At 49.6% G+C, this 10905-nt stretch carries 14 protein-coding genes and 1 pseudogene; 9 read left to right on the plus strand and 6 right to left on the minus strand.

Going from position 1 to position 10905, the window contains the following annotated elements:
* Positions 1 to 139: 139 nt before the first annotated feature.
* From AC50YL_RS33170 to AC50YL_RS33195, 6 genes and pseudogenes are all read left to right on the plus strand, one after another.
* Positions 140 to 505, plus strand: a complete 366-nt coding sequence (locus AC50YL_RS33170) for a hypothetical protein (RefSeq protein ID WP_494837652.1) — start codon at positions 140 to 142, stop codon at positions 503 to 505.
* A gap of 141 nt (positions 506 to 646) precedes the next feature.
* Positions 647 to 940, plus strand: a complete 294-nt coding sequence (locus AC50YL_RS33175; protein WP_494837653.1) for a hypothetical protein — start codon at positions 647 to 649, stop codon at positions 938 to 940.
* A gap of 291 nt (positions 941 to 1231) precedes the next feature.
* Positions 1232 to 1387: pseudogene (locus AC50YL_RS33180) on the plus strand (TetR/AcrR family transcriptional regulator); the annotation flags it as partial.
* Positions 1388 to 1390: 3 nt separating this feature from the next.
* Positions 1391 to 1804 carry a TetR family transcriptional regulator C-terminal domain-containing protein gene (locus AC50YL_RS33185; RefSeq protein ID WP_494837750.1) on the plus strand — a complete coding sequence of 138 codons (414 nt, stop codon included), beginning with the start codon at positions 1391 to 1393 and terminating at the stop codon, positions 1802 to 1804.
* 54 nt (positions 1805 to 1858) lie between these two features.
* On the plus strand, positions 1859 to 2776 hold the full coding sequence (locus AC50YL_RS33190; protein ID WP_494837654.1) for an oxidoreductase: 918 nt from the start codon (positions 1859 to 1861) through the stop codon (positions 2774 to 2776).
* Between the two features lie 155 nt (positions 2777 to 2931).
* A complete protein-coding gene (locus AC50YL_RS33195) occupies positions 2932 to 3399 on the plus strand; it encodes a hypothetical protein (RefSeq protein WP_494837655.1) in 468 nt (155 codons plus the stop codon).
* Between the two features lie 116 nt (positions 3400 to 3515).
* Here the strand turns inward: AC50YL_RS33195 and AC50YL_RS33200 are convergent, their stop codons facing one another.
* The gene (locus AC50YL_RS33200; RefSeq protein ID WP_494837656.1) at positions 3516 to 3728 is read right to left on the minus strand and encodes an alpha/beta-type small acid-soluble spore protein; all 213 of its coding nucleotides are present in this window, start codon (positions 3726 to 3728) and stop codon (positions 3516 to 3518) included.
* 393 nt (positions 3729 to 4121) lie between these two features.
* Here AC50YL_RS33200 and AC50YL_RS33205 point away from each other — a divergent pair, with 393 nt between their 5' ends.
* Entirely contained in the window at positions 4122 to 4946 is an 825-nt protein-coding gene (locus AC50YL_RS33205) for an ATP-dependent DNA ligase (RefSeq protein WP_494837657.1), read from the plus strand.
* 504 nt (positions 4947 to 5450) lie between these two features.
* Here AC50YL_RS33205 and AC50YL_RS33210 read toward each other — a convergent pair.
* The 3 genes from AC50YL_RS33210 to AC50YL_RS33220 form a co-directional block, all read right to left on the minus strand.
* Positions 5451 to 5969, minus strand: coding sequence for an NAD(P)H-dependent oxidoreductase (locus tag AC50YL_RS33210; RefSeq protein ID WP_494837658.1), 519 nt, complete (start codon positions 5967 to 5969; stop codon positions 5451 to 5453).
* Between the two features lie 60 nt (positions 5970 to 6029).
* Positions 6030 to 6449 carry an SRPBCC family protein gene (locus tag AC50YL_RS33215; protein ID WP_494837659.1) on the minus strand — a complete coding sequence of 140 codons (420 nt, stop codon included), beginning with the start codon at positions 6447 to 6449 and terminating at the stop codon, positions 6030 to 6032.
* Between the two features lie 61 nt (positions 6450 to 6510).
* Positions 6511 to 7167: a TetR/AcrR family transcriptional regulator gene (locus tag AC50YL_RS33220; protein ID WP_494837660.1), complete on the minus strand. Its 657-nt coding sequence runs from the start codon at positions 7165 to 7167 to the stop codon at positions 6511 to 6513.
* 541 nt (positions 7168 to 7708) lie between these two features.
* Here AC50YL_RS33220 and AC50YL_RS33225 point away from each other — a divergent pair.
* Both AC50YL_RS33225 and AC50YL_RS33230 read left to right on the plus strand, forming a co-directional pair.
* Positions 7709 to 7912, plus strand: coding sequence for a hypothetical protein (locus AC50YL_RS33225; protein ID WP_494837661.1), 204 nt, complete (start codon positions 7709 to 7711; stop codon positions 7910 to 7912).
* Positions 7899 to 8312: a YhjD family protein gene (locus tag AC50YL_RS33230; RefSeq protein WP_494837662.1), complete on the plus strand. Its 414-nt coding sequence runs from the start codon at positions 7899 to 7901 to the stop codon at positions 8310 to 8312. The genes AC50YL_RS33225 and AC50YL_RS33230 overlap by 14 nt, the downstream gene beginning before the upstream one ends.
* A 398-nt stretch (positions 8313 to 8710) precedes the next feature.
* On the opposite strand, the gene AC50YL_RS33235 is transcribed toward AC50YL_RS33230, so the two are convergent.
* Positions 8711 to 10489 carry an extracellular solute-binding protein gene (locus tag AC50YL_RS33235; RefSeq protein ID WP_494837663.1) on the minus strand — a complete coding sequence of 593 codons (1779 nt, stop codon included), beginning with the start codon at positions 10487 to 10489 and terminating at the stop codon, positions 8711 to 8713.
* 144 nt (positions 10490 to 10633) lie between these two features.
* Entirely contained in the window at positions 10634 to 10783 is a 150-nt protein-coding gene (locus AC50YL_RS33240) for a phytanoyl-CoA dioxygenase family protein (RefSeq protein ID WP_494837664.1), read from the minus strand.
* Positions 10784 to 10905: the final 122 nt, after the last annotated feature.

The following is a 10905-nucleotide window of genomic DNA, read 5'->3' on the forward strand; positions in this document are numbered from 1 at the left end:
AACTTAATGCAGCTGCATTTATCGGACTTGTTTAATGATTGATTCTTAGGAACTTAAATCAAATCCGGCTGTAGGAAGAGCACATGCGAAAACAGCTTACTTACCTAAGCCGCGCGTTGAATACAAGGGAGGTTTTAATGTGGAAGTATTCGAGCTTGAATCACAAAAAGAAATCTATGAGCAGTGGAGAACAGACAACCCAGATGGGTTTGTGATGAATATTAACACATGGGACCAAGATTCAAAGAGATACAAAAATTTGATTCATATTGCCGCCGGATGCCAATCGCTTAACGTGCCTCCAGCCAAGAATAAAGATCGTCCAGTCACACCTCTGCACCCTAAGTTCTGTTCAAAAGATATAAACGACATCATAAACCATATGAAATCGAAGGGGCTTTACCGGACGGTTAATCCGTGCCATCACTGCAAAATAAAATTTCCGGATTTCTTCACGCTTGCCAAGGAAATTCAATGGGAGCACAAAAAAATAACGACGTCCTGATGGTCTGTCATTTTTTGGCTGCTATGGACGTACCTGGTGCCTCTCGCCGGTCTTGAATCCAACTGCGATTGAATAAGGGCAGCCTGTGGGCAGCCTATCCCTTGATGGGCAGCAATACGCAGCCTCCAGGAAAGGATATAGATGATGAAAAACTTAACTCACCCACTCCCACAGAAGAGAAGAGATCAGATTCCGATCATTGCTTACAAAAATAGCACGATCTTGTTTGAGGCCGCGTCATATCAAGAAGCGATCAAACAACTCAAACGAACCTTATCTTGCAGCGGGAAGGTTATAGAAGATGCAGTTTGGGATGGTGCCTTTAATCTTGCGACTTGGCATTATAATGGAGAGGAGTACGATTTCCGAACTAGTAAGGAGAGGCAGCAGTTTGGTGTAATTCGAAGGGGAAAAACTCAAGTTGACAGCTGCTAGGGACAGAAAAATCATAGGAGAGATTAGAAGGCCATACAGCAACGGTTTTCATGTCTTGTTCACATGATACAGCAACGGTGCGAAGAACAAGCTGTCCCTGACTGGCACTTTATGATTACATGGCGTATGAAATAAATTAAATTAAAAAGCCGTCCAATAATGGGCGGCTTTATTTGAGTTTCCCCTGGCAGTCGATATGACCACCCCGTACCACAAGTGCAGAGAACGACTTCCGTTGTAACATTTCTGAAGACGCTTGATTTTAAATGAATAATTGTTTATTATAAATTCATGAGAATAAGAGATGACAATAAAATTGATTCCATTTTTCAAGCCACAATCCGGATCGTCAACGAGATCGGTCTCGCTCAGGCTACCGTCGCCAAGATTGCCAAGGCAGCCAATGTATCCGCCGCTACGATCTATATTTATTATCAGAACAAGGAGGACATGTTAGAGAAGACGTACGTGAAGACCAAGGAGTTGATGGCGGAAGTGGTGCTAGGCGGGATGGATGAGCATTTGCCGCTCCGGGTGAGGTTCGATCTGTATACACGGAATTTTGTTGATTTCATCCGCCAGCATAGCGATTATTTTCTGTTCATGGAGCAGGTGTCGAATTCTCCTTTGTTGAAGCAATGGTGCTTAGATGGGGTTCACGATTGGTATCAGCCGGTGTTCACATTATTCAATGAAGGGAAGCAGCACCGCTTGTTCAAGCAGGAGGATCTAGGCCTGCTCGTTCATTATTCTGTCATGCCGCTTGCCCAGTTGGCAAAAAGCCATATTAAGGGTGAAATTCAATTGGACGATCAAACGCTCGACACCGCCATTCAAATGAGTTGGGATGCGATTCGGGCGTAATTTTTTTTATTTATAAATAAATAAATATTCATTAATTATAAGGAGTGATATTCAATGAACACCAAAAACTGGAACGTGAGAACTATGCCGCGAATGGATGGGAAAACAGCAGTTATCACGGGAGGCAATACCGGGATCGGCTACTATACAGCGCTGGAACTGGCCAGAGTTGGGACTCGGGTTATCATCGGAAGCCGCAATCTGAGTCGGGGGCAGAAAGCTGCAGCCGCGATCGAACAGGAAGTGCCTCAAGCTCAAATCATTGTCAAAAAACTCGACTTGGCTGATCTGAATTCCGTCCGTAATTTTGCCGACGAGGTTAGGACAGAAATTAAGAAACTGGATGTCTTGTTGAATAATGCAGGTGTGATGGGGTTGCAGAAGAAGGAGTTAACCGAACAAGGGTTCGAAAAACATTTTGGAACGAATCACTTGGGACACTTTGCGCTAACTGGTTTGCTCCTTCCACTATTGAAGGAAGCAAACGGCCGTGTCGTGACCGTCTCCGCAGCATCGTCTCGTTCGGGAGCCATCGACTTCACCGATATCAATATGGAGAAGGGATATTCACCGATGGCGGGATACAACCGCTCCAAACTATGCAATGTTTTATTTGCTTTCGAATTGAATAAACGCGCTCAGGACTTGGGTGTAACAAGCATGGCTGTCCATCCAGGGACAAGCGTTACCGGCATTCAGCGCCATTTTCCAGCATGGATCCGTGTCCTTACCAGCCAACTGCTTATTCGTTTCATTGGGCAGTCAGCTGATCAAAGTGCATGGGCATCGTTGTACGCAGCTTCCATGCCGAACGTTCGTGGCGGGGAGTTCTACGGACCGACAGGGCGTTTTGAATTGAAAGGCCCTCCAGATGCCGTTCGGAGGCCTAACTTGGCAGATGATGAGCAGACGAGAATACGGCTTTGGAAATTGTCGGAGCAAATGACTGGTATTTATTATCATTTCGAATAAGTGAATTTTTTGGACGCAAGTTATACTACTCCACATAAGCTGTATTTTAACCGAAGAATAAGGGGAACGGACTCATCTCGGAGTGAGTTTAATTTGAAACGAACAATGTCATTAATCGTTATATAGAATAACAAGAAGCGACGGAGGTGTCTGAGATGGATTTTCTGAAGGGCATTGGGAAGTTGGCGGGAGATGTAACGGGCAAAGTGCTTGGAGGCACAGTGCGCGTTGCGGGTGAGCTTGTTCATAGCGATTACATTAAAGAAATCGGCAATGACGTGGAGCGAGTGACGGCGAAGACGGGGGAAATCGCTGGCCAAGCCGCGAGCGGCGTATGGGATGTAGGAGCCGGCTTGATTACGACGGATAAGCATCAAACGCAGACTGGCCTGGGTGAACTCGGAGATGTTGTAACGACAACGGTTAAAAGCGCTGGTCAAGGACTCGAATACGTGGTTGACAGTGGAATCGATTTGGTGACTGGCATTAAGGACAACGATAAAGAGCTCATGAGAGAAGGTGCCAAGAAGCTGGGAAGAGCAGCCGCGGTCACGGTTCTTGCCGTCGGCGTTGTGGATATTATCGATGGTCCGGACGGTCCGGATACATCGGGTACGGCTTAATTAATAATTGAGACATTACGCAGTAGAAGATGGCTACTTTTCGATTGACCCCGCAACGAGGGAAACGACAGAATATGAAAAAACAGGACAGCTATTAACTGTCCTGTTTTCATGTTTTATCGGAAGCTTTGTGCTCCTCCGAGGCTTTGTTCAGCAATTTGACACAGTCTGCGAGTAATCGAGCCACCTATCTTGCCGGCGTTGTACGTTGTTAAGTTTCCGTTGTATCCATCAGGAGAAAGCTGAATGCCAAGTTCTTGCGCAATTTCAAATTTAAGCTGATCAAGCGCATGTGATGCTTGTGGTATGACTAACGAGTTTTTCGCCATTTGTATGCCTCCTATATTGGGGATTGGCGTTAATTTCCCCCAAATAAGCAGAAATATGCAAGGATACGGACCCCTCGGAGACAGAGAGAATCCGGTTTAGGGATTCTTCTGTGTCCGAGGGGTGAAGCAAGCCTAAGGCGCGGTAGGCTTTTGCCAAAACCATTGATTAAAATCCGCATGTGAGTACCTCACCCGGCGAAACTGTATTGGATTGCAGAAGAGATATCACAAACAAGCTCCCACAGAAAAGCAAGTCGATCTCGCGCCCGCTAACAAAAGACAAATAAGTAACTCATTTTCGATTCAAGTAGAGAGCTTGTATGATTTACCACCTACTACCTCGTCAAAGCAGGCTTATAATGATATTGGGTGATAAAAATGTTTGTATCTCCAATGTTGTTGCAGTATGCGGCGGACAACCAGCCGTTTGATAAGGAGCATCACGTCGCGGAGCTGAAGCTTGACGGCATTCGGCTGATCGTATCGACAATGGACGGGCTGCGGCTATACACGCGGCATGAGAACGACGTCACCATTAAATTTCCAGAGCTGCATAGTTCTCCACTGCCGCCAGGCACGATACTGGACGGCGAGCTGATCGTCACCGACGCGGCCGGGAAGCCGGACTTCGAGGCGATGATGTCGCGGTTTCAATCACGGAGCAGCCACGTTAGGGCGACCTTCTGTGCCTTCGATATCATTCGGTATAAGGGCATCGATGTCACCGACCTGCCGCTGTCGCGGCGCAAAGAGCTTCTGGACGAGGTGTTTACAGAGACGGAGCATTACACGAAGGTAAAGCCGGCGAAGGGCAGCACGGTCCAGTACTTCAATGCCGTCAGCGCGCACGGGCTGGAAGGCGTCGTAATCAAGGACCTCCGTTCGAGGTACGCGATCGGTACTCGGTCGTGGTCCTGGCAAAAGGTCATCAATTGGACGCGGGCTGAGGTGTTCATTACCGGCATCCGGCGCGAGCAGCTCGGCTGGCTTACATCGGTGATGGAAGAGGACGGCCGGATCCGTCCGGCGGGGATCATCGAGTTCGGGATCAACGAGGACCACAAGCGGGCGCTGCGGAGCGTGCAGAGCCAACTCGTGTACAAGGAAGATCGGTTCGCAGTTCATTTCAAGCCGCTGCTCCGCGCGCGGGTCAAAACGCGGAACTGGACCCGCAACGGTATGCTCCGGTCGCCGGTGTTCGAAGAATTCATTCTATAGCACTTGTTCCTGGGAGCGTCCATTGCGGGCGCTCTTTTCGTATACATCAGCACCTGTGTTATTGATGGAACCCAAACCAGAAACCAATCGGATGAATAGACTGTTCTACTTCGTTCCTGACGACATCACACTCCTTTAGCATCCGTGAATGCAGCGGATTAAGGTTCGGATTGCAGGCGCCAAGCGACGAGCGTCAATAATCGTCGCACCTTAATCGGCTGCTGAGCCTTTCCGGAAAATAGCGCATGTGTCTATTGAAAATAAAGATTTAGACTGGAGTTATTGATCTAAGCGGGTTTTCAAATATAAGTTTGTCAGTCTTCGCTAAATAAGTTTTAGACTGGATTAATTATAGAAGTAGCGGAGGACTAAGACCAGAAAAATATAGTCTTAGACTGCCGCTACTAACTCAGTGATGCATTATTCGGGTTGGAGTAGAATTAGGGAGGACCATATTGGTCCTCCCTAATGAACGAACTCATCGCGTTGCTTGCCTTAACGGTATTAATTCTTGCTACTCAATTCGGCGAGCATCCGTTGACGAACGACAACCGGGTTGAGATCGGGAGACGTGATGTGCTTCACATAATCCGCGGCGCTATGTTCGATTTGGTCGTCTTTCGTTTTCGCCGCTCCATAAAATTTGAAATGCGGCAGGAAGACCATCCCGATTTGATTGGAAAATGCCTGAACGGGCCGAATCAGCTCGCTGATCGTATACCCGATCAAGCCGCCCGACTGGTAGGAGGCTTCATCGCCGCCCATCGATATGGCAACGATAAGGTCTTTACCCGCTATGGCTCTGCCGCCGGATCCGAGTAACCAGGCCGTTGTAAACACGTCATCAAGCCACTTCTTCAGCAACGCTGGGGTGCTGTACCACTGGATCGGAAATTGCAACACGATGCGGTCATGCCGAGCAACGAGTTCCTGTTCATGTTCGGCGTTGATGGCAAAATCGGGATAAGTCTTATAGAGTTCATGAACCGTTATATGATCGGGATATCCGCGTAATTCCGCCAACCAGCGTTAATTTGACACGGGATTGTCCGATATTCGGATGAGCCGCAACGACCAAAATCCTCATAGACGGACACCCTTTGCTTCAGCCTCGATCGTTTCCTTCATAACCTCCGCTCCGCGGTGCATCCGTGCGTGAATTTCGGTGCCAAGATGTTCGGGTAGAAAATCGGTTATCCAAACGAGCCTGGCATTGCTGTCGCCATGGGGGGAGACTTGAAACGACGCATGATGATGCAGCAGCGGCATGCTTCCTTCTTTTACCGCATATGCCATCCGGCGTTCCTGTGGATCAATGGACACGATGAGCTCGCGAACCGTGCCGCCTTTGGGCAGAATGAGCGTTCTTTCGTGACCATTCATGATCGTATTCTCGGTATAGCCGGGAACCAACCGACGATGGACGGCACCTACATCGCTGACCGCATCCCATACTTGCTCTGGTGATGCATCAATCAAAATCTCCTTGCGAATCGTTGGCAAATGATCACACTCCTTGAATTCATTATATTTTTGATTGAGATCTTAGTCAACTTAAAACGAGTCATGAATCCAGTTTGAAAAACGAAACGGCCGATACGGCGATTTGTTCGATTTTTTCTCCGATAACGCGGGTTATTTCCATATCCGTCATGCCTTGCGCGGCCAAATCCTGAAGAAGCTGATCCAGATAGGTCATGCCTTGGGAAACAGCCCCCCAAAACTGCATGGCCATCAGATAGGTGTCTCCCGGACGAACGACGCCTTGATGGATACCGTTGTCAATCGCCTGGACCATCGGCTTGATAAAACTCTTCATCCATTCAAACGGCGACAGTTCTCCGGGCTCGTACAAATGGTGGAGATCCAGACTGATTCGCATATAGAAACGCTGAGTCTCGGGATCCTTGATGACACGCTCGCAGATCAGCACGGCGTAGCTACTGAATTGCTGAAGCACCGGCGCATCCTGAGCGAAATAGGCCGTCGTATAAGTAAGCGACTGATCCATCATGTACTCGTATAGCTCGCGAAACAGCATTTTTTTATTTTTAAAATAGTAGTATACGAGCCCGTGTGCAAGGCCTGCTTGATTTGCAACATCGCTTAAAGTCGTGGCTGCGTAGCCCTTTGCCACATAGACGCGAATTGCCGCATGCAAAATTTCTTGCTTGCGCTGTTCTCGAATCGCTTCGTTCTGTTTCTTTGTACGGGGGGACACGTCATCACACCTTGCTAAGATTTATAAAGATAGTATACGTCATCCGATCCGAAATTCCATAACTCCAAATTGGGATTGACAAATAAGTCCATTAGGAATGAACATTCCTTTTAATTGTTCACTAATATCTGCGACCGCTCAGTCTAAAACTTTATTTTCGCAGTCTAACACTTTATTTTTCAGTCTAATACTTTATTTTCACTGAACAGCATGCGAAGGCTGCTCGGCAGCATCGATTAGTGCCCAGTCCACCGCCTGTAGATTTGCATACTTTATTCCTGATGCATTTACACGGGAAAGGGCGAAGTTTTATGAAACAGCATCGCAAACGGAGCGTTATGCCTGTGAAGAAACGGGCGGCTGTCGAGCATGACCGGGCTCCGGAGCGGATCGATTCGAACTTCAATGAGCTCGAATGGTTGGATGAGAAGACCCCACTAAATCAGAAGAGGCGCAAGCCCAAGCATTAATTTCCCACTTGCATGACGAACGTACATTCGGGTTATAATAAGATCATACGTTCGCATCGGAGGGATTGCACATGACAATCGATCGGTATGTTGGCCGCGTCGTGAACATCGTTTATTTGGACCGGAAGGGCCGGATCACGCAGCGCAAGATCGAAATCAAGGCGGTGGTCGACGGGCATATCCGGGCTCACTGTTTCAAATCTAAGGGGCCGCGGGTGTTCGCGGTCGAAAATGTCCTGGCGTTCGAGTTGGTGAATCGACATGCAGCCGGATAGAATGAAGGCGATGATGACGACCGAGGAGCGCGAGATGCTGCGGGACAACATCATTTTGCTGATGATGCTCAATATGATCGATTATAACCTTAAGCAATTGGAGGGCTCGTACAACACACTCAAGCCGCTATTCCTGATGGCGACGGACCGGCTCATTGATCTGATCAACGCCGATATCATTGCGATCAAGAAGCATTTCAGGTTTGCAAAAATTAAGTGGTGGGAGCATGGGATGAGCGATGAAAACTTTATCCTGTCCTATCGCTACGTTTGCCGCGGGTATGAGGATACCTTCGGAATGACGCGAGACGTCGCAAAGACGCAGCTGTCGATTAAGTTCGGGGAGTATTTCGCGCGAGCTATGAAGCCGTTTAAGCAAGCGGCAGCAGGAGACCATTGAGGGCTAAACAAAAAAACCGCTTACTCAGATAACTGGTAAGCGGTTTTTAATTAAAGACAGCAATCTCTAACATACATTCCATACATCATTAATTGCCAAGTAACTTCATATAACGATCACAAGTGCAGAGCTAATTGATATAAGGAAGACCGGTTCGTGGTTCACTTCAAGCCGCTTCGCGCGCAGGCCAAAACGCGGAACTGGACGAAAGAGGGCATGTTGCGATCACCGGTCTTCAAAGCATTTTTACTATCAGTTAATAACTTTAAATATTGACGTTACACATGTAAAGTCAGCGAATACCTGCCATTTCGGCTATCCTTTAGAAGGAACACATATAAAATGATAGTCGAGGTAACGATCTCATGAAACCCAAACTATTTTATAACCTTAGCTTCTCAACCCTTAATCTTCTCCAAATCCTCCAGCATGGCCTTGTATGACGCGGATGCCGTGAGGGTCTTCGTATATTGCTCCCAGTCGTTCAGGGAAACCGCGCCCATAATGACCTTGATCTTCATTTGCTGCAGATCGGCATTCAACTCCGCGTATTTGCCCGTGCTCCACATTCGGGAGAAGGCGGGAACGACTTCGTTCGCGTAGGAGGTCTTGCGCCATTCGGCGACAGCCGACTCGAACGCTGCGCGCGTCGGTTCTTCGAGCGTCTTGAGCGCGGCATCGTCCAGCAGATCGGGCTCGCCGAAGATGCTTTGAAGCGCGGAGCGGTCAGCCTGTTCGAATCCGTCGACTTCATCCCATGCTTTCGATTCGTTCATCGCAAGGCCTCGGTCCAGCCATTGCAAAATCGTCTTCGGCGCGACGCGCGACATGCGCGAGATGATATACGTATCCGGCTCGTTCGTATTCCATGGCACGATCGGAGCACGGAGCGAATCCGCCTTCAAGCCTGCCAAAGGCGTCCACGCCACTTTATCGTGCGTGAGGGATGCGACATCCCGCAAGCTCAGGGCAGCTGCGCCGACACGATTGTCGCGAATGCTCGCCATCGCTTGTTCCTCGCTCTTCACGGCGAACTCCTTGTCGATCAGACCTTCCTTATAGGCGCTGCTCAGCCATTTTAACGCTTCCGTCTCGCCGGTTCCCACCGCGAGATCCACGACTTGGCCATCCCGCAACGCGAAACGTTCCGGACTGCCGGTATACGCTTGCTCGACCCAGGCAAACGAACCGAGGGTCGAGGCCGTCACATAGCCGGTGATCCCGAACGTATCGTCTTTGCCGTTGCCGTCGGGGTCGCGCTGCGTCATTGCCTTTAGTACAGCATAGAGCTCATCCATCGTCTTCGGCTGGGCTAGATCAAGGACCTCCTGCCAGTCCTTCCGAAGCGCGGGGAAAGGCGCATCATGAGGATCGCCAGGGCGCGGAATCCCGTATATTCGTCCATTCACGGTGCGGGCTCCGTCCGTGCTCTCGACCAGCTGTTTCAAGCGCGGAAACGCCTTCAGTTCGTCCGTAAGATCCATGGAGAAGCTTTGGATCAGCTCGTCGGGATAGGAATAGCTGTCCTCGATCAGCATCATGGAGCCCATATCGCCTGCGGCAATCATGACGCGGTTCTTCTCCAGATAGAAGTCGGATTGAAGCAGATTCACGTCGACGTCGATGTTCATGTTCGAGCGGAAATAGTTCATCAGGTTCAGGGGCGGTTCGACGCTCCCGTTGTCCGCCCGAGTCGTAAGCCTGATCTTCGGCAGAGCTTGTGGATCGGTGACGACTGCTTCGCGAATCGCTCCGTTCCATGCGACATTCAGACCGGCGGCTTCGATCGCGAGACGCAGGGGAATCTGGAGCGTGCCGTCTGCTAAGTACGGAGCTGTCGGGCTCTTCTTCGTGCCGCTGCCGATGGTTACATTAACGCTGCCTACTTGAAAGACGAGCTTAGGCTTACTTGCATGGTTGGCTGTCAGCGTCTGACTGGCGGCATCCCATTTCAAGTCGTAGCCGATAGCTCGCAGCAGGTCGCGCCCGGGTACCATCAAGGTACCATTGAGAAGTTGAGCGCGAAGGGCAGTGGAGTAATCCGACAGAATCGCGGTGATGGGTCTCGGTGCGAGCTGGTGCGTAATACCTGTTTCTTGCGGAGCGGCTGCCGCAGTCGACAGTCCACTCAATAAGACGGATGCCAGCGTGGCGATCGTTAGTTTGCGACGGTGCATGAGGGGTCTCCTTCCATAATTAGACTATTATTCAAGACGCAGGAAGGAGAAGGAAGTTGCACGCTGGAATGGAATTAGCATCGCTACAGGGAAATGCTCAGCACTCCGTCCCGGACAATTCATTGGTGAACATTCGTTTGTACATCATTTGTATTCCTGCAGGTTTACCCGTTCCGAAGAGATGGGCACATAGTGAAATAGAAGCGCCCTTCTCCGACCGGAAGAGGGGTTGCTCGGCGTGCCGTGATACAGCATCCCGCGAAAGAATAAAGCGCCTCCCGGCCGAAGCGGCACATGTCACGTCCCGCTCGACGGGAACCTGCGCGTCGCACAGCTGCCAGTCCCGCACCGCGTAATGCGGCGTCGCGCCTTCCCGATGGGAACCGGGAATGACATGCATGCACCGTTATGTTTTC

The sequence above is a fragment of the Paenibacillus sp. J22P277 genome (assembly GCF_059383675.1).

Bases quoted from the DNA above. Each gene is read 5' to 3' on its own strand.
- AC50YL_RS33175 (WP_494837653.1), top strand. From the start codon at position 647: ATGATGAAAAACTTAACTCACCCACTCCCACAGAAGAGAAGAGATCAG.
- AC50YL_RS33185 (WP_494837750.1), top strand. From the start codon at position 1,391: ATGTTAGAGAAGACGTACGTGAAGACCAAGGAGTTGATGGCGGAAGTG.
- AC50YL_RS33190 (WP_494837654.1), top strand. From the start codon at position 1,859: ATGAACACCAAAAACTGGAACGTGAGAACTATGCCGCGAATGGATGGG.
- AC50YL_RS33195 (WP_494837655.1), top strand. From the start codon at position 2,932: ATGGATTTTCTGAAGGGCATTGGGAAGTTGGCGGGAGATGTAACGGGC.
- AC50YL_RS33200 (WP_494837656.1), bottom strand. From the start codon at position 3,728: ATGGCGAAAAACTCGTTAGTCATACCACAAGCATCACATGCGCTTGAT.
- AC50YL_RS33205 (WP_494837657.1), top strand. From the start codon at position 4,122: ATGTTGTTGCAGTATGCGGCGGACAACCAGCCGTTTGATAAGGAGCAT.
- AC50YL_RS33225 (WP_494837661.1), top strand. From the start codon at position 7,709: ATGACAATCGATCGGTATGTTGGCCGCGTCGTGAACATCGTTTATTTG.
- AC50YL_RS33230 (WP_494837662.1), top strand. From the start codon at position 7,899: ATGCAGCCGGATAGAATGAAGGCGATGATGACGACCGAGGAGCGCGAG.
- AC50YL_RS33235 (WP_494837663.1), bottom strand. From the start codon at position 10,489: ATGCACCGTCGCAAACTAACGATCGCCACGCTGGCATCCGTCTTATTG.